This is a genomic window from Allobosea sp. 2KB_26, from assembly GCF_052115715.1.
In the GTDB taxonomy this organism is placed as follows: Bacteria; Pseudomonadota; Alphaproteobacteria; order Rhizobiales; family Beijerinckiaceae; genus Allobosea.
On sequence record NZ_JBFRHE010000015.1, the window covers coordinates 36,293 to 57,413 of the forward strand.

23 protein-coding genes and 3 pseudogenes are annotated in these 21,121 nt (G+C 58.9%); 8 read left to right on the plus strand and 18 right to left on the minus strand.

The features are described 5' to 3' along the window. Positions 1-61 precede the first annotated feature (61 nt). The 4 genes and pseudogenes from AB4099_RS28030 to AB4099_RS28045 form a co-directional block, all read left to right on the plus strand. Entirely contained in the window at positions 62-1,126 is a 1,065-nt protein-coding gene (locus AB4099_RS28030; protein WP_441480503.1) for an ABC transporter substrate-binding protein, read from the plus strand. Between the two features lie 81 nt (positions 1,127-1,207). Continuing rightward, positions 1,208-2,326, plus strand: a complete 1,119-nt coding sequence (locus AB4099_RS28035) for an ABC transporter ATP-binding protein (RefSeq protein ID WP_441480504.1) — start codon at positions 1,208-1,210, stop codon at positions 2,324-2,326. Further along, positions 2,326-4,050: an ABC transporter permease gene (locus AB4099_RS28040; RefSeq protein WP_441480505.1), complete on the plus strand. Its 1,725-nt coding sequence runs from the start codon at positions 2,326-2,328 to the stop codon at positions 4,048-4,050. Before AB4099_RS28035 ends, AB4099_RS28040 begins: the two co-directional genes overlap by 1 nt. 45 nt (positions 4,051-4,095) lie before the next feature. Then, positions 4,096-4,317 (plus strand): annotated as a pseudogene (locus tag AB4099_RS28045) (GMC oxidoreductase); the annotation flags it as partial. Between the two features lie 77 nt (positions 4,318-4,394). Here the strand turns inward: AB4099_RS28045 and AB4099_RS28050 are convergent. Beyond that, a pseudogene (locus tag AB4099_RS28050) lies at positions 4,395-4,505 on the minus strand (IS6 family transposase); the annotation flags it as partial. 2 nt (positions 4,506-4,507) lie between these two features. Between AB4099_RS28050 and AB4099_RS28055 the strand changes: the two are divergent. After that, positions 4,508-4,648 (plus strand): annotated as a pseudogene (locus AB4099_RS28055) (IS6 family transposase); the annotation flags it as partial. Positions 4,649-4,803: 155 nt separating this feature from the next. Here AB4099_RS28055 and AB4099_RS28060 read toward each other — a convergent pair. Then, on the minus strand, positions 4,804-7,386 hold the full coding sequence (locus tag AB4099_RS28060; protein ID WP_441480506.1) for a hypothetical protein: 2,583 nt from the start codon (positions 7,384-7,386) through the stop codon (positions 4,804-4,806). Between the two features lie 213 nt (positions 7,387-7,599). Here AB4099_RS28060 and AB4099_RS28065 point away from each other — a divergent pair, with 213 nt between their 5' ends. Continuing rightward, entirely contained in the window at positions 7,600-7,779 is a 180-nt protein-coding gene (locus AB4099_RS28065; protein WP_441480581.1) for a DNA methyltransferase, read from the plus strand. A gap of 67 nt (positions 7,780-7,846) precedes the next feature. Here AB4099_RS28065 and AB4099_RS28070 read toward each other — a convergent pair whose 3' ends face one another. After that, entirely contained in the window at positions 7,847-8,194 is a 348-nt protein-coding gene (locus tag AB4099_RS28070; protein WP_441480507.1) for a hypothetical protein, read from the minus strand. A 473-nt stretch (positions 8,195-8,667) separates the two neighbouring features. Here AB4099_RS28070 and AB4099_RS28075 point away from each other — a divergent pair, with 473 nt between their 5' ends. Further along, a complete protein-coding gene (locus tag AB4099_RS28075) occupies positions 8,668-9,018 on the plus strand; it encodes a hypothetical protein (RefSeq protein WP_441480508.1) in 351 nt (116 codons plus the stop codon). Positions 9,019-9,053: 35 nt separating this feature from the next. Then, on the plus strand, positions 9,054-9,431 hold the full coding sequence (locus AB4099_RS28080) for a hypothetical protein (RefSeq protein WP_441480509.1): 378 nt from the start codon (positions 9,054-9,056) through the stop codon (positions 9,429-9,431). Between the two features lie 507 nt (positions 9,432-9,938). Here AB4099_RS28080 and AB4099_RS28085 read toward each other — a convergent pair. The 15 genes from AB4099_RS28085 to flgK form a co-directional block, all read right to left on the minus strand. Beyond that, positions 9,939-10,727 (minus strand): DUF1217 domain-containing protein, encoded by a 789-nt coding sequence (locus tag AB4099_RS28085; RefSeq protein WP_113516763.1) that lies wholly within the window; start codon positions 10,725-10,727, stop codon positions 9,939-9,941. Between the two features lie 19 nt (positions 10,728-10,746). Continuing rightward, positions 10,747-11,265: a hypothetical protein gene (locus AB4099_RS28090; protein ID WP_441480510.1), complete on the minus strand. Its 519-nt coding sequence runs from the start codon at positions 11,263-11,265 to the stop codon at positions 10,747-10,749. 76 nt (positions 11,266-11,341) lie between these two features. Next, positions 11,342-12,190: a flagellin N-terminal helical domain-containing protein gene (locus AB4099_RS28095; protein WP_113516761.1), complete on the minus strand. Its 849-nt coding sequence runs from the start codon at positions 12,188-12,190 to the stop codon at positions 11,342-11,344. A gap of 306 nt (positions 12,191-12,496) precedes the next feature. Beyond that, on the minus strand, positions 12,497-12,892 hold the full coding sequence (locus AB4099_RS28100; protein ID WP_441480511.1) for a hypothetical protein: 396 nt from the start codon (positions 12,890-12,892) through the stop codon (positions 12,497-12,499). 56 nt (positions 12,893-12,948) lie between these two features. Then, positions 12,949-13,299, minus strand: a complete 351-nt coding sequence (locus AB4099_RS28105; protein WP_441480512.1) for a flagellar protein FlgN — start codon at positions 13,297-13,299, stop codon at positions 12,949-12,951. 11 nt (positions 13,300-13,310) lie between these two features. Continuing rightward, complete coding sequence (locus AB4099_RS28110; RefSeq protein WP_441480513.1) at positions 13,311-13,754, minus strand: rod-binding protein; 444 nt, start codon at positions 13,752-13,754, stop codon at positions 13,311-13,313. A 43-nt stretch (positions 13,755-13,797) separates the two neighbouring features. Next, a complete protein-coding gene (locus AB4099_RS28115; protein WP_441480514.1) occupies positions 13,798-14,199 on the minus strand; it encodes a hypothetical protein in 402 nt (133 codons plus the stop codon). A gap of 7 nt (positions 14,200-14,206) precedes the next feature. Further along, positions 14,207-14,896, minus strand: coding sequence for a flagellar biosynthetic protein FliR (locus AB4099_RS28120; RefSeq protein WP_441480515.1), 690 nt, complete (start codon positions 14,894-14,896; stop codon positions 14,207-14,209). Between the two features lie 62 nt (positions 14,897-14,958). Continuing rightward, entirely contained in the window at positions 14,959-17,034 is a 2,076-nt protein-coding gene (gene flhA / locus AB4099_RS28125) for a flagellar biosynthesis protein FlhA (protein ID WP_441480516.1), read from the minus strand. Positions 17,035-17,130: 96 nt separating this feature from the next. After that, entirely contained in the window at positions 17,131-17,397 is a 267-nt protein-coding gene (locus tag AB4099_RS28130; RefSeq protein WP_441480517.1) for a flagellar biosynthetic protein FliQ, read from the minus strand. Next, positions 17,397-17,798: a flagellar hook assembly protein FlgD gene (gene flgD, locus AB4099_RS28135; protein ID WP_441480518.1), complete on the minus strand. Its 402-nt coding sequence runs from the start codon at positions 17,796-17,798 to the stop codon at positions 17,397-17,399. The genes AB4099_RS28130 and flgD overlap by 1 nt, the downstream gene beginning before the upstream one ends. A gap of 19 nt (positions 17,799-17,817) precedes the next feature. Then, positions 17,818-18,240: a flagellar biosynthesis repressor FlbT gene (flbT, locus tag AB4099_RS28140; protein WP_113516752.1), complete on the minus strand. Its 423-nt coding sequence runs from the start codon at positions 18,238-18,240 to the stop codon at positions 17,818-17,820. Next, positions 18,237-18,584: a flagellar biosynthesis regulator FlaF gene (flaF, locus tag AB4099_RS28145; protein WP_441480519.1), complete on the minus strand. Its 348-nt coding sequence runs from the start codon at positions 18,582-18,584 to the stop codon at positions 18,237-18,239. The genes flbT and flaF overlap by 4 nt, the downstream gene beginning before the upstream one ends. 10 nt (positions 18,585-18,594) lie before the next feature. Continuing rightward, complete coding sequence (locus tag AB4099_RS28150; RefSeq protein ID WP_441480520.1) at positions 18,595-19,644, minus strand: flagellar hook-associated family protein; 1,050 nt, start codon at positions 19,642-19,644, stop codon at positions 18,595-18,597. Positions 19,645-19,646: 2 nt separating this feature from the next. Further along, on the minus strand, positions 19,647-21,110 hold the full coding sequence (flgK, locus tag AB4099_RS28155) for a flagellar hook-associated protein FlgK (RefSeq protein ID WP_441480521.1): 1,464 nt from the start codon (positions 21,108-21,110) through the stop codon (positions 19,647-19,649). Positions 21,111-21,121 lie beyond the last annotated feature (11 nt).

Below are 21,121 nucleotides of genomic sequence, written 5' to 3' on the forward strand. Positions count from 1 at the left end.
TTCCACTTAATGGAATTATACGGAAAGCCATCAGGGGTCGCACCCTGCGAAGGAGGAAACAATGGCGACGGTTCGCGCTCTATTCACGATAGCAACCGCGGCGGCGGCAGTAATTCTGACGGCCGGCGCGGTGCATGCACAGACGCCGACTTACGAACAGATTCTCGAGGGCGCGCGCAAGGAGGGGCGCCTTTTCGTGGCGGTCAGTAGTCCGGGGACGCCGCAGGCGCACGCCGCGATCGCCAAGGCTTTCAACGAGCGTTTCGGCCTCAATATCACCGTGGAGTGGAACGCGGCGAACCCGGTCCAGACCGGCACCAAGCTGATCGCCGAGCGAGGCCGCGCCGGTGGATCGGTCGATGTTGTCGGCGCGGGCGGCGCTCAGGAAGCGTCGGTCCTATTCGAGCGCCAGATCCTCAAGCCCTACCCATGGGCTGCGGTGTTCGGCAAGCAGTTCCCGCAGATGGAGGAAGTCACCAACCGGGTGATGAAGGACCTCCGCGGCGCAGCACTGCCGATTCTCGACGCGACCTATGGCATCGGCTGGAATCCGAAGCTGATCAAGGACGAGGACGTGCCCAACACCTGGGCTGAACTGCTGAAGAGCGATTGGCGCAGCCGCGTCGCGATCAATGCCTTTTCGCTCAACCCGCTCGACTATTATTCCTTCGCGCTCGGCAAGGACGAGGCGCTGAAGATGGCGAAGGCCGTCCTCGACAATAAACCGGTGCTCGAGCGCGGCACGGCGGCGGCGACGCGGGCGATCTCGGTCGGGCAGGCGCCCGTCGGCGTTTCCTCGCTGCATATCGCCGGCCGCAGCGAGGGCGTGAAGTTCAAGCTGTTCACCGACTATATCCCGCTGAACAACCTCTACATCTACGTGCCGGAGAGCGCGCCGAACCCAAACGCCGCGCGCCTGTTCGCGGCATGGCTGACGACCGAGGGCATTACGGTTGCCAACGCCCAGGAACCGCTGCCGCGCGCCGGAGACAAGGGCTCGCCGCTCACCGAGATGATCGCCGAGCGGGTCAAGGCCGGTGCCAAGATCCTTACCGAGAACTCGCTCGAGGACACGAAGCAGGCCCTCTCGGTTCGCAACGCTATCGCCGACCTGATGACCCGCTGAGCGCAGGCCTCCAACACGGGGAGGGGCTCTGCTCCTTCCCGTGCAAATCCTTCCGACGGAAAGCCGGGAATCCCGATGCTGGTGATCGAGAATTTAGTCAAATCCTATCCAGGGCAGCATGGCCAGGACGGGGTGCAGGCTCTCAGGGATGTCTCTTTCAAGGTCGATGAGGGCTCGATCTTCACGCTGCTGGGGCCGAGCGGCTGCGGCAAGACCACGACGCTGCAGTGCATTGCCGGGCTGGAGAATCCCGATACCGGCATCATCCGGATGGGCGACAGCACCGTCTATTCGTCGCGGGAGAACCTGCTTGTCCCCGCCAATCGTCGTGAACTGGGCATGGTTTTCCAGTCCTATGCGATCTGGCCCCATATGACAGTTTTCGACAACGTGGCTTTTCCGCTCGTCTATGGCGTCAAACGAACTCCGAGCCATGAGGTCCGGCCGCGTGTGCTGCAGGCGCTGGAGATGGTCGAGCTCGGTCACCTCGCCGAGCGGCCGGCGCCGCTTCTCAGCGGCGGCCAGCAGCAGCGCGTCGCGCTTGCCAGGGCGTTGGTGCACGAGCCGCGCCTGCTGCTTCTCGACGAGCCGCTCAGCAATCTCGATGCGAAGTTGCGCGATACGATGCGCGCTGAGATCCGCAATCTCGTCAAGTCGCTGGGCATCACCACGATCTTCGTCACGCATGATCAGGTCGAGGCGATCGGCATGTCCGACCAGATCGTGCTGATGAAGGCGGGCAAGATCGTCCAGCAGGGCTCGCCGCGCGACATCTATCTCAGGCCGAACAGCGTCTTCACTGCTGACTTCATGGGTCGGAGCAATCTCTTGCCCGGCGCGCTCGAACATGGCGGTGCGACGGCTCGCGCCCAGACCGGGATCGGGCCGATCTCGGGCGTCGCCGGTCCGGAGCTCCGTCCCGGTGAACAGGTCATGGTCGTGGTTCGCCCGCAGGCGATCGTGATCGCTCCCGGCATCGAAACTGTTGAGGGCCCCAATCGCTTCAAGGCGCGCGTCGACGCCATGACCTTCCTCGGCGATGTCGTCGAGACCGAGGTGGAGACCGGCGGGCGGAAGCTGACGCTGATGCTCGATCCCTACACCTCGCTGTCGGTCGGGCAGGAACTCGTCCTCGAGCTGCCGCCGGAGCGCTGCGTCATTGTGCCGGTGGCCGAACCGGCTTCCGGGCGGAACCGGTAATGAACACCGTCTCAGTCGCAGCCGCCCGCCGCACCGGCGGAAGGTTCGATCAGCAGAAGCTGGTTCTGGTCCTGCTTCTGCTGGCCGTCAGCATCCTGGTTCTCGGGCCGGTCCTCGTTCTGATCCGGGCGTCGTTTGCGCCCGCCGAGTCGATGCCGCTGGAGACGCTGGACGTCACGCTGCTCAACTATGCGCAATTGCTCAGCAGTCCGCGCACGCTGACGATGATCTGGAACACCGGCGTCTACGCTCTCTCCAGCATGGCCATCGGCGTCGCCATCGCCACCGCTATCGCTTGGTGCACTGAACGCACCGACATGTCGGGTCGCATCGTGGTGCGGATCCTGATGTTCGCCTGGATGATGGTGCCGGCGTTGGTCGTCGGTTTCGGTTGGATCCTGCTGCTGAACCCCGGCAATGGCGCCCTCAACGTGATGTTCCGGGAGCTGTTCGGATTCCTCCGTCCGGTCCTGACAATCTACTCCTTCTGGTCGTTGATCATCGTGACCTCCTTCGCCGTGGTACCGACCGCGTTCGTGATGATCAGCGGCTTGCTCAGGAACATGGATCCCTATCTCGAGCAGGCGGCGCGCGTTCATGGCGGCAATTCCTGGGCCACGCTCACAAGGGTGACCCTGCCGCTGCTGACGCCCGGCCTGTTCTCCATCGGCATCTACATGTTCATGGCGGTGGTCCAGGCGTTCGACCTGCCGCTGATCATCGGGCTCTCGGCCGATGTGGCCGTGCTGTCGACGCGCGTCTACCTGCTCTCGTCCCCCGATAACGGGTTGCCCAATTACGGCCTGGCCTCGGCTTTCGGCGTGCTGCTGCTGGTTGTCGCCGGCGGCCTGATGTGGACCTATATGCGGGCGACGCGTCTCGGCGAGCGCTTCCGTGTCGTGACGGGGAAGGCCTTTCGACCAAGACGGATCAAGCTCGGCCGCTGGCGTTTCGCCGCGCTCGCCTTCACATTCGGCTATTGCGCGGTGATGATGCTGCCCCTGCTGATCCTGTTCTGGGTCAGCCTGCAATCTGCCTACACCACGCCCAGCCTGTCGGCGCTCGGTGGCCTGTCCTTCGACATCTACCGTCGCCTGCTGACCAATCCGATGATCTCGCGCGCCGTGCTCAACACGATCATCCTGGTCGTCTCGAGCGCAACGATCGTGATGGTGATCTCGTGCCTGATCGGCTGGTTCACGGTTCGCTCGAACAGCAAGGCGGGCAAGCTCCTCGACGCCCTGTCCTTCCTGCCGATGGCGATCCCGCCGATCGTGCTCGTGCTGGCGATCTTGCTGCTCTATCTCGACACGCCGCTCTACGGGACGATCTGGATCCTCGTGCTCGGGCATGTGACGATCTACATCGCGTTCGGCGTCAGGACGATGAGCAGCGCGCTGATCCAGATCCACAAGGAGCTCGGAGACGCGGCGCTGATCAGCGGCGCAAGCTGGCTGACGTCGTTGCGCAAGGTGGTTTTCCCGCTCGTCTGGCCGCAGATCGTCAATGGCTGGCTCTGGGTGTTCGCGCATAGCGCCCGCGATCTAACTGTGCCGCTAATGCTGATGTCTACCGGAAACCTCGTCGCGGCTTCCACCCTCTGGAACCTCTGGCAGTTCCCGGACCTGCCGGGCGCGGCCGCCCTGGCTATCCTGTTGATGGCTGCGCTGTTGGTCGTCGTCGTTCCCTCCCAGCTCTATGTAGCCCGTCGGTTGGAGCGCTGATGAGTACGGGGCCTGCGCGCGCGGCGGATGTCGTCGGCGCAGGCGGCGGGCGACATCGCGACGACGATCTTCCATCCGGTCGGAACCGCCAAGATGGGCGTCGACGCGATGGCGGTGGTCGATCCCGAGCTGCGTGTGCACGGCGTCGCGGGCTTGCGTATCGCCGATGCCTCGATCATGCCAACGATCGTCTCGGGCAACACCCATGCCCCGGCGGTGATGATCGCCGAGAAAGCGGCGGAGCTCGTCGCAGCGTCCCACAACTAGCACCTGGTCGACCAAATTCGACAGGTTCTGTCGCGAATTTATCCTGGGTACGCGCGATGCCGTCTGATGTGGCCGCGTTATGCGGCCAGGACCGCGAATTGCTTGGCAAGGGACGGGGCCGGATTGAAGGCAAACCTCGCCTGTCGTTTGTGTATCATGGCGACCATCTCGATTCCGGAAAGGATGATGCCGCACCCCGGGAGGCCTGCAGCGCTTCGTCGCCGTGTTCACCGCCGCCCGTAATCTGTTCGTCCCGCCCCGGTCCACCACCCATCTGCATCGTCTGCGCGCCATGGCGCACTGGAAAGCCGTGGCCGGCGTCACCGCCTGAGCCTCTCACCGGGACAAATGCGCCTCATGGCGCCGGCCAGCAGTTAACGTGACAACACCGGAATCTGGTCAGGCCATTTTGAGGATCCTGCTTCCTACCGGGCCAAGAGCCGCAGGCCATGAAAAAAGGGCGCCTTCCGGGCGCCCCCTTTTGGTTCAAAGCGCCTTCGCACCCTTCAAGAGGAGTATCCCATCCTTTGTCACGTGCTGGATTTTCCAGAGTGAAGGCACTTCCAGACCTGAGAAGCTCACCACCACGAAGGCGCTGGAGATCGTCGCAGGCTTCACACCAGTCTCCGACTTGGAGAGGCGAAACTCCTCGCCGTTGATTTCCACCCCGATCTTATCTTCGGCGGCAAAGCCCGCTTCATTCCATACAGACCGGTCTATCTGGAAGGTGGTGATGCCTTCCATCGTCAGCACCATCACGTCATGAGATTGGGACACCCTGCTCCAATCCACGTCGCTCAAGGGCTTCGACCGTTCGACTTTCGTGGTCTTCGGCCTCGCCGCTTCCTTCACCTGAATAGCTGGCGTAGCGTCTTTCCTAGGCCGCCCCCTTTTCTTCTTCGCAGGCTCCTCCACCGAAGCCGACGCCGCGGCAACGGGAATTTGAGCAACCTGAGAGACTGACTTAGCCAGGCTTGCAGGAGCGCTCTCAGCATTCTTCGGACGACCGCGCTTAGGCTTATCGACTACCGGAGCGGCCGGAACGATGTCCGGCTGCGCTACTGCCTCAACGCTCTTCTTCGGACGACCACGCTTAGGCTTTTCAGCAACCGGCTCGGCCGGAGCAAGGACTGCTTGCGTGGCTTCAGGCGCCGAACGCTCCGAGGAGACAGAAGCCGCCTCAGCATTCTTCTTCGGACAGCCGTGCTTTGGCTTGTCCTCGGACGGCGTCGGGACTTTGGCGACAGGTACTGCTGCTGACTCGACCGGTACCGCGACAGCCGCGTATTGAGCTTTAGCGCGGCGATCAAGAATCGCCTTGAGCGTCGCCTTTGGACGCGAGCTCGCGCCAATTTCAGCAAGCTCCTCCGCGGTCAGGGCGTCCCTAGCCGGACGGCCTCGCCCACGCTTGAGCCCAAGTGAAGCAAGCTTCGCCTCCAGCGCCGCCGCAGCCTCAATTTCAGCTTTAGTCCTGCGGCGCCTTGTCAAAACAGCCGACTCGTCAGCTGACACAGACGTCGACTCTTCCCCGAGTGCAAACAGCTCAGCTGCAGGTTGATCCGTAGATGGTTGATCACTCCCCCGCTCTGGCGCGGCCTGAACCTCCGAGGCTACCGTCTCCGCCGTCGTCGCCTTCCGATCACCTTTGCGGGCAACAAGCGGCGCCGCCGGCTCTCCAGCAGCCTTCGCCGTTTCCGCCGCGGCCGCCTCTTCCCGCCGGCTCCTGATCTCCGCAAGGGTTGCCTCAGGAGACGTGCTCGCGAGCACCTCCGCGAGTTCTACGTCGGTGAGAGCGTCCTTCGATGGACGCCCACGACCGCGCTTCAAGCCCAGCGCAACAAGCCTTTCGTCAACGGCCCGGGCTGTTGCAATTTCCGCTTTCGTCCTGCGGGATCTCGACTTTTGAGGAGTAGCCGCACCCTCACTCGCGGCTCGCCCTACCACGTCAGGCAAAGACGGAGCAGCATGGGCGGTTACATCATCCCGCTCTTGACGAGCGACCACAGCAGGCTCCTCGCCAGGAGTGGTCTCAACCTTCGTCTTAGCCACCGTTTGCGCCAATTGGCGCATATCCGAGACAGCCTCCCGAACATTTCCCAGGATGACATCGGTTGTGTTCGACACCATCGGCGCCAAACGCGCGATCGCCTCATTGTTCAGTTTGGCAAGCTTGGCCTGTTCGGCGCTTTGATCCTTGGTCGCGGTGGTCACATTGAGCAGGCTGGCTTGCAGCGTGGCCATCTTATTCATCTGTTCAACGAGAACCTCCATCGACCCAGTTAGGGCCGACATCCCGTTTGCCAGCTTTTCGACAACAGCCTCAACTCGCCGCTCGAAGCCAGAATCGCGCTGACCTTCAACCGAAGTCGCTGTCTTATGCTGAGGCGCAGGATTTGCGCCTTCCGTGGCCGCATTCGGCGGAGCGGGAGACCTGGCGCCACCAAGGCCCAAAATCGGCCGTTCCGCGGGCTGCGCGAAAATTGAACTGGCCACCACCTCGGCTTGTTGCCGCGCACGGGACATTGGACGCCCCCGCTGCTCAACCACCACCCTGCCAGTATCCCCTTTTCTATCGGGCATGAATAATTGCTCCGCTAGCTGTCCCAGGGAGAGCACCACTTCACCCGGATTATTGATAATCTGATTATCGGCAGGCTTCGTTGGATCTCCACTTGCGCATGACGGGCAAACATCAGCCGCCCGCGTCTTCCCGAGAATCCAACCCCGCTTCTGGAATTTTTCTGATACGAGGCTGTCGGATCTGATTTTTGAGGCGTCGTTCTGCGCGGTCCGTGAACAACGTGAGCACTTGACGTGATACGTCGCTTTGGTGACTTGACCACCGGCTCTGACAATTATTGCCGGGAAAGCCGGCTGACGGCGTACGCCAGGCGCAGCCTTCGACCCATTGTCTGAGCTCAATCTTAGATTCATTCTGGTGGTCCGAAGGTCTTCTTTTTGTTGCGAATCAGGTGGCAACAGCCATGAATATCGTGCGACGCAAGCAAATCCTATCCATTGACAAGTGGCGAATTCATGACATTTTCTAGATGCGTTGACCAGACCCAAATGCGCTACCAAAGAACATTAAAACGATAGGTCCGGCGACTCGCTGTTCACAAAAAGCCCGTTCAACTCCTATTCATTTCAGAAGACGCGAGCGCGCAGATGCTGTTCTCTGCATAACCTTTCGCCCTTTGCGACGTGCGATCTGTTCCGTGAACACGGAGTGACCGCCCACCCCCGCGGTATCCCGAAGAGGTTCCACGACGGATCATATCCCTGACCACAGAACCTCGTCAGACCGTATATGATCCCATGGCCGGGTCGAACACGACTGGCAAAGTCGCCCTCGACCTCGGCCACCGATATATCGCGTCTGACGTGATGCGCGCGTATGTCGAAAGCTCCGCATTCCGGGTCGATCAGCGGCCGGATTTTACGAGGCATTTTCACAAATAAATTCGCTTTGCCTTAGGAACTGGCAAGCTGCAATCCAAGAAATAGCTTTAGAGATGAAGTCCCGAGTTTACGCGACCTCGAGCATCGCCGGCACAACCGAGCAGAGATGAGCAACATCGTCCCAGGACTTGGCCGCCGCCACAACATCCTTGAGCTGGGCAGTCTCGCTCATATGTTCGCGAACGAGTTCGAGGTTGACTTCCATCTTGCCGAGCAGGTCGTTGTAGCGATCCTGCTCTACTTCATCGAGCCGGATCCCCGCATTATTCATACGAGAAATCTGTGTGAAGAGAACCGCAAGATGACCATCACTCGCCGCATTCAGAGTCGGGAGCCCTTCCAGATCGCGCGCCAAAAGCGCACTCGTAATCTGATCGATCGCCTCCTCGAGCCGATCGAAAGACGGGGTCAACATCAACGTGCCTCACTGTCGCCACACAAGCTGCTACGCCTGCCTCAGGTCTATAAATGGCACATCTGAATCGAAAGCTAGGCCCCGGTATAGAACATTTGGTCGCGTGTTGCGGCTTTGTGACTCATAATCTCCCTTAACCATACGGATCGACGTAATAAACACTTCGCAACTTCGACGTCAATCTAGAGATAAGCGCGGCTTGGTCGATGCCGAACGCGATCCGAACTCATGAATTCGTACCGTTTAAACGCAAGTTGTCCCGGTGAACACTTGCGATTTGCCGTGTCCTTGTTTTCGCAGAAGATATCCGAACTCGGCAAAAATTGCCCAGCCCCCATTGGCGATGCCGCGTTGCCTGATTCGATTGCGCGCTATTTTCGACCCCGGGGATATTGAATTAACCTTTAACCGAATTCTCTATCCATAATTTGTCAACCATAAGACCGATTGTGCGGCGCAAAGTCGGAGCCAAAGTGAGCCCGTCAAATTATGCCGCAGCCCCACCCACAGGACGTCAAACGCCGGCTGCTGGCCCAACAAAGGCAAAGCTCAATAAACTCGCGACCGCGGGGGATATTTCCAAGACAGGGCACGGCTACAAGCGCGCAGCACAGGGTGACGAAGCGATCGCAAGATTCGACGAAGCCCTTTCAGACACCGATCTCGAATTGCTGAAAATGGTCGCGGACGGTAAGAAGCTAAATGCCAGCACGTCTGGCTTCACCAAGCTTGTCCAATCTCGGCTCGTCTATATCAGCTTCTCTCTCGAGAACCGCCTCACAGAGGCGGGGCAATCTGTCATCTCGAAGGGGGTGAGTGGCTGAGACCAGAGAGCCTATCTACGCGAATGAAGATGACGATGGCGAAACTGCCTTTTCTGATGCTGGCGCTTGTCGCTGGACCATTCCTGGGCGGCTGCGCAGCCGACAAGACCTTTGCGCTCGCTTGCAGTGAGTACATCGGTAATCCGGTTCCGGCCGTCGTCGCTGAACAAAGCGACCCACGACCCGTGACACGCGTTTCTCGCTCCACACAGGGTTACGTCTACGAAAGCGCGCAGACGCGATTCATTGGCGGCGAACGGTACTACGAGGTCAATTATCTAACTGGCGTCGACAATAAGCGGACCGCAATCCGGCCGGTCACAACGACATGCGAGGGGAATTTTGTGCGCCCCGTCGATCCGCGAAAAACCCGCGAAGTCACAATCGATGTTGTACCCGGAGTTCGCTCCTAGCGCTCCCGCCAAAACCCTTTAGGTATCGCACGCCAGGAGCTCGGTTCGGCACATTTGGGATCAGTCACTTGCAGATTTAGCAATCCAGTCGCCCCTGCGGTGAGCAATCTGTCGGAGCGATCGAGGCCTATTATCGCGCTGTATCCGTGGGTGATGAAGTTGCCTTTCGAGAAACACACGGGGCCTTCTCCGCTCTTATCTCTTGACGGTCGATAGGACTGAGCGAGGTCGGATTTATCCCAAAGGGCACCAGTCGTCATTCCGACTCCTGCCGTCAAAGCATATGTCGCTGAGCGCCCGGCTGACTGCGGCGTTTGCCACAGCCGATACGTCGTGAACACCGGGCCCGCCCACCTGGAGCAGGCTCGGGCAGACCTAGCCTGTAGCCGCGGAGAAGTTGGCGCGACTGGAAGCGGCCTGGGAGAATTATTCAGGTAATAATCCTGATAAGGATCGGTCCAGAATCAGGCTCAAACGATCTCAGGCCAGCAGTTTGGCATACTCCGTTCAGAAGCCCCCTCGCGGCAACTTGGTGATGCTCATCATGAGATCCATGCTGAAGCCGATCTCTCCCTGGCCAGCGCCGAAGAGATTGAGCACCGGGTTCAGTGATGCTGCGCTCACATTATTCATGTCCCACATGGCAGAGAAGCGTTGGATCAGCTTCTCGACCTTCTTCGGATCCTGGAGGTCCTCGACGTCGATCAGCTTCTTGAGCTGACGGACCTGGGCATCCAGGTCAGCGCCGGAGGATTCCTTCGGGATGCCGAAAGCCGTCTGAACGAACGTCAAAACAGCCTTGTCGGCCAACAGGCCCATATGCGACGTGATCGTTGAAGCCTTGCGCTTGAAATAGAGCGCCAATCGTACGCCCTCATTCTCTTTCCCCTCGTTCGTTTCGAGGGTTTGCTGCACGTAACGATCGACTGTCTCCGTGGTGGCGCCCGGCTGCGATGTGGCCTTGTCACCCTTTCCGGCGAAATCGAATGCCTTTGCAAATTCCTTGTAGAGCGCGTTCGTCATTTTGTTGGCCATGCTGTCGGGCTTGGCCAGCCCCTCTGTCAGGAGCTTTTTGACGAACGCTTTCGCGTAGATCATGTCGGACAAGCCAAAGGCCTTCATGGCGTAGCTAAAAAGACGGTGGTCCTTCATGAACTCGTCGACCGTCTTAATTTTCCCGATGTTCGCCCGATAATATTCGGTGTCGCGTTTCACGACCGGATCATTCTCGATCGTCGAACGCGTCCGGACCGGATTGGACGTCAGAATCTGATATCGCGTTGTCGTGCTGATCATGTCCCGATCTCCGCGCCCGTTAGGATTGAGCCGCTGCAATGCGCCGGCAGTCGCTGTCCAACCGGCCGATCACATTCTTGGTTTCGGCGGGATCAAGACGGAAAACTGCTGTTGAGGTCTCAAGTCGGTAATTCGACAGATCGATCGCCACCTGGCTCGACTCCGCCAGCCGTCCAACAAAGACACGAGCGCTGGCACTATCCATCAGGCGGCCTGAACGCTCGCCATAAGTCCAGTAGTCAACGGAAGGCGTCGCCTTATCAAAACGGATGACCGTTGCTCTCGAGATCATCGCCCCGGCACCGAGATAGCGCGGACCGGAAACCGCCGCGCGCACAACTGCTCCTGGCTGAACGGAGCGGGCGCAGGTGAGCCACAAGGTCTCACCGCTTGGGTTGCGTAGGCCTGCAAGTGCCATCGTTGGCTTGCCATCCTCGCCAACCCTCACTGTGTAGGCCCAGCCGGCATCGGTCCCTGCAACGGCGGGGGAACCGGCAAGAAGGAAGGCGATAGAGGCGGTCAAAACTCTCGCGGTCATTCGAACATCCACCTCAGAAAGAAGGCCCCGCCTTTGTGAGGCGGAGCCCTTGTTTGGATAGGCCTGAGGCCGGCTCTTACTGGAAGAGCTTCAGGATGCTCTGCGAGTTCTGATTCGCGATCGACAGCGCCTGGATGCCCAGCTGCTGCTTGGTCTGCAGCGCCTGAAGACGGGTCGATGCGTCGTTCATATCCGCGTCGACGAAGGCGCTAACGCCACCGTTCAGCGAGTCCGACATGACCTGGATGAACTCGGTCTGCGCACCCAGCAGAGCCTTGTTCGCGCCGAGCATTGAAGCCGCAGTCGTAACAGCGGTGATCGCTGCATCGATCGCGGTCAGGTCCGCATCGAGGTCCGTGCTGGTGGAAATATCGATCGCTGCAGCAGCGCCGAGCAGTCCACCGGTACCAGCCGTTGCGTCGGCGAACAGGATCGTCTTCGACGTGTCGATGTCGAGCTTGCCCACGGTCTTCGCGTTGCCGTCATATGACGTAACGAGTTTGACAGTGGCAGCCGTGCCCGCAAGCCAGTTCTGGCCGTTGAACGCAGCCGAGCCCGCAGAGCTCTTCAGACCCGACACCGAAGCGGAGTATTCGGTCTGGATCGCGGCCTTGTCGGCGCCAGGCTGCATGGCAGTGATCGCGCCGGTCTTCATCTTGTTGAGGTAATCGAGTGCCTTGCCCATTGCCGAAGAGAAGGTGTCGATCATAGCCTTGGACTGGCTGATCGCATCCTTCACCGCGCCCAGCGACGTAACGTCGGACTTCATCTTCGTGCCGATCGACCAGTAAGAGGCGCTATCCGCCGCTTCGCCGACACGCAGGCCGCTCGAAATCTCGCCCTGCGTCTTGTTGAGAGCCGTCTGCGTCGACTTCAGGTTCTGAAGGGCCGACATAGCAGCGATGTTGGTGTTGATGGACGACATTTTAAATATTCCTAGCTTGAATTTTCACGAGACGTGGAAATGTCGGAATTCAACCGACCCAGTGAAAAAGGCATCATGCCGCGAGGTAAATCGCTTCACTGTTCATGGAATATCCGGGCTCAGTTCCGGAACGACAGAAGGCGTCATGCCAACCCTGGAAGGGCTCCGTCGTGCGTGGCGCCAGTCGATGGTCCGACCGGCGACAATTGAGGAATATTAGGTCCGAAAAATATCGTCAAGCGAATTTTGGGCGCGGCGTCGATTATTTTTGTTATTTCGATTTTCGGAATATTAGCCGCGCTCCGATCACGGGCGAATATCAGCCTTGTCGACGAAGTTGATCCCTTCAAGAAGGATTTCCTTCACGACCGCGGCGCCAAGCCGCTTGTTCACATTGCTTCGCACGTCAGCAATCATCTGATTGACGTTGTACCGGGAGAGGTTCGCGAAATCGATCCGCGTGTCCGAATACATGTAGCGGAACGCCTCATCACGAATGAACGCATCGGCCGGCACGGAAAGGGTTCGAAGCGTGTCCGCATCCGCCGTAAACACCATCTGGGCGACGATGTATCCCTTAACGGCCCCGTCCGCGATAATCGGCACATTCACCGCTGGCAGCTTCTTGTACTGCACCCCGATCAGCTGATGCTGAGGCTGCTCATCCTTTGACTGGCTGCCGACGGCATAGGAGGCCGCCATGTAGCAGGCCCCCAATGCAAGGGTGCACACCCAGGCTCCGGTCGCGATGTTCCGGATCATCGCGTGGCGGCCCGCACGCCCATCGCCGGCGCCTCGTACGTGCCATCCGACTGGGATTGGACGATCGCCTGGTTGATGATCGATGAGATCTCCTGCGTGGCTCTCACCTGGAGTGCCAATAGGGCGAGGTTTTCGTCCATTTTCACTTTCATGCGCGACATACGCTCAGAGAAGGCTCGGTGCTTTTCGTGGTCAGTGAGGACCGAACGGTGAAGTCGCGTCAATTCCAGGAGGGACTGCGATTTCCGCCGTGTCATCTCCGGCAAGACGGTGAGATCGCGGGCCTGAATAGCTTTCATCTCGGCGTCGATTGTCTCCTCGAGGCGGTCAAGGCAAGCGGTAAGCATGCTGGTATTCCTTAAATATCAGTGCGAGCGGAAAGGGCTTTGGCTGCAAGTTGGTTCGCAATTCCAACTCCACCGGCCTTGGTAATTTGGGTGCTGAGCTGCTCGGCCATCATCGATTTCCAGATCGAGCCAGCCGTGCCCTTGCCGTAGATTGTCGCTGCGTCCTTAGGCAACATGGCTTCGATGAACGTCTGGAGTACGAAGGACTCGAACTTCCTGTAGGGTTCGGCTGATCCGCCCAGCGTAGAGCTCGATTTCAGCGAGGTTCGGAAGGCATAGGGATCGAACCCACCCGAAGGCGCTGAAAAGCCAGCGTCTTTAAGTGCGTCGCCAAAATCTGCGCCAGCCACCAAACTGGCGCCTTCGCTGAGCTTCTGAGCAGCAGCCTGGACGCGAGCCGGATCCGCAGCCCGCGCAACATCGCCAATGATGTCGGAAGGAGGGCTAATTGCCATTGCTGGGTGACCTCTTATCGTCGGTTCAGCGCTTGTAACCGCCCTAGCTTGCGGGAAGCTTGTGTGAACGAGAAATGATCTGCTCGAGTATGTTCTGCAGCTCCCGCTTCTCGGTTTCTCGCCGATCCTGCTCCTTCAGTCGGTCGCAGGTTTTCTCTGTTCGCTTGAGCTGCAGGCCGCGTTCAATCACCACAGTGCGTTGGGCCAGACATTCCGTCGCGATCTGGTCGCCCTGATGCGCCAGCGACTTCAGGCGTCTGGCCGTTGCGTCAACGAAGAGCCCTTGAAAGCTGCTGTCTTCATTTAACGCGGAAATTAAATCGAGTTGCTCGCTCTGATTAATCCGACGGGAATTTTCCAGACCCGACATTCGGAGTTCGGCGACACGATGCATATGCTGCTGCACCTGCCGAATTCTCTCAATTTTCCTGATGCGATCCTTCATTTCGCGGTCATCCGTGAACCGACCACGAGGCAAATTCTTCAAGGAAGAGCGTCAGGTAGTCGGAGATCAAGAAATAGACCATGAACAGCCCCCCCATCATCACGAAGGGCGTCGCCAGGAAGAAGATGGGGATCTGCGGGGTGAGCTTGTTGGTCAAGCCCACCGCGAGGTTGACGACAATCGAATAGACGATGAAGGGCGCGCTGATCCGGAGAGCGAGGACGAAGGCTGCGGTCGATTGGTCGACAATTCGCATCAGGGACATTCGCGGACCGAACCATTGGCCCGGTGGCAACTGGTCATAGGACGCGACGACGCCTTTGATGAGCTCAAGATGCAAGTCCATCATGAACAGCATGGCCGTCGCTGCCATCATGATCATCGTCGTGATCGCGGGGAGGGGCTCTGAATCGTCAAAGGGAGCTCCGGGGATGTTTCCAAAACCGATCGCCATGGCCGCGGCGTTCGACATCGTTTGAAGAGCGAAGAAATACACCCGGCCTAGAAGGCCGATCACGATCCCGGTCAGAAGCTCCGTCCCGATGAGACCAAAAAGAGTAGCTGGCGGCAGCGCTCCAACACCTTGGGCAAAGCGGCCCATGATAAGCGGAGAGACTGCCAGAGAGACGGTGAGCGCAAGGAAGAGGCGGACATTCATTGGGATGCGGCTACTGGACAAGCCAGGAGCCATCATCATTCCCGCTCCGACACGGCAAAAGATAAGAAATACGGTTAGAAGTGTATCGGAGCTATATGAGCTCACGCGATAGCCCCTAGCGAATTCACTTCAACGCCCCGCGCAATCTCGAGATGCGAGAGGATTGGCAGCGAGGAGAACATTCGCTCCACAATCATCCGCACATACGGACGGGAGTCCGGAGAGGTGACGATCGCGAATTTTTTGGCCTTTACGAATGTCTGCTTGATCACCTCTGAGGCCTCTTGGCCGAATTGCTCGATCAGGCGCGGATCGATATCGAACTCGATCACATCTCCCTTGGCATCACGCTTGAGCCCCTGATGGAAGGCGAGGTCCCACTTGTTTCCCAGACGCAGGATGTTGAGCGGCCCGCCTTCAGCGAGATCGCCGCATATCTGCTGGGCAATTCGGGTACGAACGTGCTCCACGAGTTGCTCCGCCCGCCTGGCATGCGGCGCAAATTCAGCGACGGCTTCGAGGATGAGATGCAGATTGCGGATAGAAACTCTCTCCGCCAGAAGCAGCTTCAAGACAGCCTGCAGTCCAGAATATGAAATCTGAGAGGGGCAGATATCGTCCAGAAGGCGCTTGTACTCGGGCTCCAGGCGGTCCAGCAGCGTTCGCATGTCCCGATAGGATAGGAATTGCGGGAGATTGTTCCGGATTACCTCACTCAGGTGAGTGAGAAGAATTGAGTTGCAGTCGGCCGTTTTGAAATCCTGTCGCTTCACCTCACCGACAAGGGCTTCCGTCACCCAATAGGCCTTTGATCCGAAAGCGGGCTCCCGCGTCTCTTCAGCAGGCACGTCCGGAACCGGGCCGTCACCCGTCAGAACCATAACCTCGCCAGGTCGCAGCTCATGCGACGCTACAATCGTCCCGTGGATCCGAATTTGGTAGCTCTTCACCGACATCAAGGGGTTGTCCGAGAGCTTGATGTCGGGAACGACGAAGCCGTAATCCTGCGCAAACCGCCGGCGCATTTTCGCAATCCGGTGCGGCAACTCCGCTCGGGAATGGTTCAGCATTGAAGCCAGATGCTGGCCAAGGCAGAGCTCAATTTCGGCGGTCTTCAGGGACTCCCTCACGGACTCCTTCGCCTCGATCTGCTTTACCCTGTCAGCTTCCTGCTTCTGGGCAGCCACTCGTCCTGCTTCTTCCGCAATGCGCTTCGGGATCGTGTAGGCGACAAACGCCATCATGAGCGACAGGGCCATAAACGGCACAAATGGAAGACCTGGCATGATGGCGAACACCATCATCAGTGCGGACGCCACCCAGAGGGCCCTCGGATAGGCGCTCAGCTGCCCGAGGACGGCCTGCTGCGCCTGGCCCCGCGTTCCCCCCTTGGACACCAGCAGACCCGCTGCCAGGGACACGATAAGGGCCGGGATCTGGCTGACGAGGCCGTCACCGACTGAAAGCTGCGTAAATACATCCGCCGCCTTCGATAGAGGCATCCCATGACGGGTTACGCCGATGATGATGCCGCCGAAAATGTTGACGGCGATCGTGATGAGAGAGGCGATTGCCTCGCCACGGACGAATTTCGAGGCACCGTCCATCGAGCCAAAGAACGAGCTCTCCTCCTCTAGCTCGCGGCGACGTTGCTGCGCTTCCTTCTCGTCGATCAGACCTGCGTTCAAATCGGCATCAATTGCCATCTGCTTGCCGGGGATCGCGTCGAGGGTGAAGCGCGCTCCAACCTCCGCAATGCGGGTCGCACCCTTCGTGATGACCAGGAAGTTGACGGTCACAAGAATGATGAAGACCACGATGCCAATGACAAAGTCGCCGCTCATCACGAACCGCGAGAAACCCGCGATCACATGCCCGGCTGCATCGACCCCCTTGTGCCCGTCGGCGAGGATCAATCGCGTGGACGCAATACTCAATGCGAGCCGCAATAGCGTTGCAATGAGTAGGACGACAGGGAAGGCCGAGAATTCCAGTGGCTTGTGGATCCACAACGCCACCATCAGGATCAGTACGGACAGGGCAATCGAAAGGGCGAGGCCCATGTCGATAAGAATCGCTGGAATGGGCAGAAATAAAATCGCCAGGATCGCAACGACACCGCCAGCAAATGCGATGTCACGGCCGCGATCCGATTTAGCAGCCTGATTGGAATTCATGCCAATATATCCGAAAACAAAAATGCTTCGGATCGTTCTTGGACTACGTAGCTTGCGCGAAGCTCTCTTCCTTGGAAAAAGGGACGACGTCGGAGCTCAAAAGCCGGTAGCGATTTTTCCGTAGACTGCCTCTGTAAATGAAAAGATCTGGGATCCAACAAATGTGCCGGTGACAAGCGTCACCAGCAAAATCGCAATGATCTTCGGGATGAAGGTCAGTGTGACCTCCTGGATCTGAGTGAGGGCCTGAACCAGGGCGATTACTATGCCAACAAGCATAGCTGCAACGACCGCGGGGCCCGCACCGACGATGATGGTCCAGATCGCTGCCCGAACCATCTCCAGTGCATCAACTGCGGTCATTACTTCACCGTAATGCCGGGACTTAGAATGATCTCCTTGCCGTCGACCGTCGTAGCCACGAGTCCATCGGAGTAGACCTTCACCGATGCCACCTCACCAGTGACCTTTCCGTCGGCCGAGGTCACTGTGCGACCAATCACGGTATCAGCCTGGGAGAGCGCGGACGACGTCAAGAGAGCATCCAGCTTGCCGTTGGTCTTGGTCTGCTGCTCGACCTGCGAGAAGCTCGCCAGCTGCGCCATGTAATCGGTCGATTCCATTGGTGCTGTAGGGTCCTGATTCTTCAACTGGGTCAGGAGAAGGCCGAGGAAAGCGTCGTAGCTCACCGCAGATGAGCCTTTTTCAGTGGGGCCGCGCTGCTGCGGAGCGGACATTCCAGTGACGATCGAAGAGACGTCCATCGTTGCTAAACCTCGTAATTCAAGCGGCGCGAAGGGCAGTGCCCGAGCGGTCAACCGGACGTTTCGCGTCGTCGATGGGGAACATCGTCCGCAGCAATTTCAGGGCATCGAAGAAGCGTTCGCCGGTGACGAGATCGTGGACCGCCTGCAGTGACCGTGCCTCTTCGGCCGCGGCATACTCCCCGGCGATGAGCGCGAAGCGCTCCAGGAACGCAGCCTTCATTTGAGACCGAGAGCTGGGATCGATGATCATGGTCTGCGTGATGAAATACAGCTGCCGGAGCGGCGTGTTCGCATCATCAAACTGCATCACGTACGATTCCAGGAGGAACGATGCGTCGTTCAGCAGGCTCAGCGTCACTTTCTGACTGACGCAGATCACAGCCCCGTTGATGAAAATCCGCTCCCCCGGCTTCAGCGAAAATCGCATCTTCGCTTTCATTCCAAGCCCTCCCTGATCAGAGTGTTGATCCTGATGATCTCTTCCAGCTTCGAAAAATCGCCTCGAACGATCGTGGTTGTGGCATTGACCACCCACATGCCGATTGAAATGAGGTTCGACTTCAGGCTGTCCGAAAGGGCATTACCGGGAGTCTTGAGGTCCTGAATGAGTGCTATCCAGAGCTTCTGGACGTAGGCGACTGCCGACACGACCTCGTCCGATACCGAATTGCAGTGCTCAATCGACCTCAGCTTCTCGATTGCGCTGTCGAAAATGTCCCGTTCGCGCTTTCGGCACTCCATCGGATCATCGTCGGCCATCTCAAAATAGGCGGCAAAACTCATGGGGGCTCTCTCAAATGAAATTGATGAGACTCAGATTGCGGAGCTGAGCGGTCAAAGAAAATGACGTCTGGATCTGCGTCGTCAGATGATCGATGCGCGTCTTGGCTTCGAGTGGATCGACGCCCTCCAAGCCGAACAGTTTCTCGTTGAAGACGTCCTTTTGGATATCCATCCGCGAGTTGGCATGTTCGATTTTCTCCTGAGACATACCAATTTGCGCCTCAAGGTCGGACATAGCGCTGCCGCCTTCGCCGATCGTTTTGATCGCGCGCGCCAAAAGGGTTTCCCGGACGTCCGCTCCCAAATTCGAGATCCCGAGTTCAAGGATCATCGAGTAGCCCATCGCGAGCTGGCGGACGGCACTCTCGTTCGCACTGACCGAGGTCTCGATCACTTCCGATGTCGAGATCTGGCTCGTGATCGATTGATTGGAGGCGTTCGACCAGGTCGCAGCCCAAGGCCCGTTATCGAAGAGGGCCTTGTATGGGCCGTCCAGGAATGCGTTCATTTGGGCTTCGTCGATCGAAGCGACAGATGGGCTCGATTGAGGAAATCCGAAGAAGGCCGAGAACGCGGCATCGATAGCGCTCTTGGCGGCCGCCGGCGGCATGCTGCCATCTTCGACGATTGGCCGCTGCCCACTGTTGATCCCACCGAAGATGTACTGGCCATTCACAGCCCGATTGAGGTCGCCAACCAGTCCCGCCAGCGTGCTCTTCGCTTCAAGCAAGACCACCGGCAAATTCCGATCACCAACTGGCGAAGCAATGAGGGTCGCCGCAAATTTCTCCGACGACGTTCGGGCTCGAGCCAGGGCCGCAGTCGAGGCTTCGAGCCGAACCTTTACGGTCGCATTGCTGTCGATGATTGAACCAAGATGCTCCATCTCCTGGCGAAGGGAGAATGCTTCACCGGCACGAAATCCAAGGCGCAGCCCCACATCAGTGTCTCGGCCGCTGGTCATTTCCTTCGTGGCCTTCGCAAGATCCGCCTGCATCTTGTTCAGGCCGGCGCGCGGCGCGTTCCAGAGCGTCGTTGTCGAAATGAATGACGTCTTCATTTTCAGACCATCGCCAAGAGGGTTTTCATCATCTCGTTGATCGTCGAGATGAGTTTTGCGGATGCGGAGTAAGCATGTTCGAGCTGGAGCATCCGAGCCGTTTCATCGTCACCGTTCACATCCGTTGCGTTCGACATCGCTTCGGAAGCCTGCGAGAGCAGCATCTCGGAGTAGGTGGCCTCAGATTTGGCCGATGCCCTAAGGCCCTGCAGCCAACCTGCAGAGGACGACGCAAAATCCTGCAGCGACTGAGTGGTGCCAAAGCCGAAAGCCGGATCAACCGGTCGGCTCTTCTCCATCTCAGACACGAGGCCATTCAGACGGCCAGAAAAGGCGACGTCGGAGCCTGGGGCTGCCGGATTATGACGGTAGGCCGCGCCGTTGATCCCACCGTCACGGAGAGCCGCCAAGCCACCGTCCGGCTGACCAGCGAGCGCTGGATTCAGCTTCAGGAGCCCAGCCAATCCCGACGATGCAGGATTGGGCGGCACGCCTGTGCTGCCCGCGAAGCTGAAGATGCCCGCCAAATCAGGGAGCCCAGAGCCAGACTGATCGGTCTCCTTAAAGGCCTCGATCACGTTCCTGGCGAGCTCGTCCAATTGCGACTGGTACCCAACCGAAATGTCATCGCGGATCTTCGCTTGGCCTACCAGATTGCCAGTATTCAGAGGCATCGGAGCGCCGGCGCCGGTCACCTGAATGCCATCAATGAACACCGCGTTGCCCACGGTAGATGGCCCAAATGCCGATGTCGGTTGGAAGCTCACTTTCCTAGGCGACCGATCGAAAAGGGGAACGCCGCTATCAGTGTAAAGCGCGAGGTCACCGCCCTCGCGCTCAACGATCTGGACGCCCATTTCCTCCGACAACTGGCTGATCAATGCATCCCGGGCATCGAGGCTGTCAGAGATGTCGCTGCCCAGAGCATAGCCCCGCATGACCTCCTGGTTCGCCGCCTCAAACTTCGTCAGCAGACCATTGATCCGACCAACGGAGTTTGCGATCGCAGTGTCGGCGTCATGGCGCGCTTTCTGAACCTCGGCAGTCGCATCATTCAGCGACTTCACCAAGTCACTGGCCGAGTTCAGAAAAGCCTTCGCGAAGGTCGAGCTATCCGGTGCCTTCGCAAGTTGGGACAGTGCCGACTTTAGCATCCCGATCTTAGCGGCCGGTGACGCGTTGAGGGCCGTGTCACCGATGGTCGCGTTCAGCTGATCCAGGCCAGCTGTGATGGCTTGATTGCCCGCCATTCCGGACGTGGCAACCAGCATCTTGGAATAAAGCGCCAGATTGCTCGCCCGGGAGATCGTGACCTGCACGGCTCCGCCCTGCGAGATAACCGACGCGATCTTCCTGGAATAATAGGGGTCGGAAGATCCTGCCGTGTTCCGCGAGACAACGGAAATTTGCGTCTGCGTAGCCTGCAGTGACGATCGAGCAGTGTTGAGCGCTGCGCTTAGTGTCATGAGTTAGAACC

Excerpts from the sequence above, each read along its gene's own strand:
- AB4099_RS28030 (WP_441480503.1), top strand. The coding sequence starts at position 62 with ATGGCGACGGTTCGCGCTCTATTCACGATAGCAACCGCGGCGGCGGCA.
- AB4099_RS28040 (WP_441480505.1), top strand. The coding sequence starts at position 2,326 with ATGAACACCGTCTCAGTCGCAGCCGCCCGCCGCACCGGCGGAAGGTTC.
- AB4099_RS28070 (WP_441480507.1), bottom strand. The coding sequence starts at position 8,194 with ATGTTGACCCCGTCTTTCGATCGGCTCGAGGAGGCGATCGATCAGATT.
- AB4099_RS28080 (WP_441480509.1), top strand. The coding sequence starts at position 9,054 with ATGGCGAAACTGCCTTTTCTGATGCTGGCGCTTGTCGCTGGACCATTC.
- AB4099_RS28085 (WP_113516763.1), bottom strand. The coding sequence starts at position 10,727 with ATGATCAGCACGACAACGCGATATCAGATTCTGACGTCCAATCCGGTC.
- AB4099_RS28090 (WP_441480510.1), bottom strand. The coding sequence starts at position 11,265 with ATGACCGCGAGAGTTTTGACCGCCTCTATCGCCTTCCTTCTTGCCGGT.
- AB4099_RS28095 (WP_113516761.1), bottom strand. The coding sequence starts at position 12,190 with ATGTCGTCCATCAACACCAACATCGCTGCTATGTCGGCCCTTCAGAAC.
- AB4099_RS28100 (WP_441480511.1), bottom strand. The coding sequence starts at position 12,892 with ATGGCGGCCTCCTATGCCGTCGGCAGCCAGTCAAAGGATGAGCAGCCT.
- AB4099_RS28105 (WP_441480512.1), bottom strand. The coding sequence starts at position 13,299 with ATGCTTACCGCTTGCCTTGACCGCCTCGAGGAGACAATCGACGCCGAG.
- AB4099_RS28110 (WP_441480513.1), bottom strand. The coding sequence starts at position 13,754 with ATGGCAATTAGCCCTCCTTCCGACATCATTGGCGATGTTGCGCGGGCT.
- AB4099_RS28115 (WP_441480514.1), bottom strand. The coding sequence starts at position 14,199 with ATGAAGGATCGCATCAGGAAAATTGAGAGAATTCGGCAGGTGCAGCAG.
- AB4099_RS28120 (WP_441480515.1), bottom strand. The coding sequence starts at position 14,896 with ATGATGATGGCTCCTGGCTTGTCCAGTAGCCGCATCCCAATGAATGTC.
- flhA (WP_441480516.1), bottom strand. The coding sequence starts at position 17,034 with ATGAATTCCAATCAGGCTGCTAAATCGGATCGCGGCCGTGACATCGCA.
- AB4099_RS28130 (WP_441480517.1), bottom strand. The coding sequence starts at position 17,397 with ATGACCGCAGTTGATGCACTGGAGATGGTTCGGGCAGCGATCTGGACC.
- flgD (WP_441480518.1), bottom strand. The coding sequence starts at position 17,798 with ATGGACGTCTCTTCGATCGTCACTGGAATGTCCGCTCCGCAGCAGCGC.
- flbT (WP_113516752.1), bottom strand. The coding sequence starts at position 18,240 with ATGAAAGCGAAGATGCGATTTTCGCTGAAGCCGGGGGAGCGGATTTTC.
- flaF (WP_441480519.1), bottom strand. The coding sequence starts at position 18,584 with ATGAGTTTTGCCGCCTATTTTGAGATGGCCGACGATGATCCGATGGAG.
- AB4099_RS28150 (WP_441480520.1), bottom strand. The coding sequence starts at position 19,644 with ATGAAGACGTCATTCATTTCGACAACGACGCTCTGGAACGCGCCGCGC.
- flgK (WP_441480521.1), bottom strand. The coding sequence starts at position 21,110 with ATGACACTAAGCGCAGCGCTCAACACTGCTCGATCGTCACTGCAGGCT.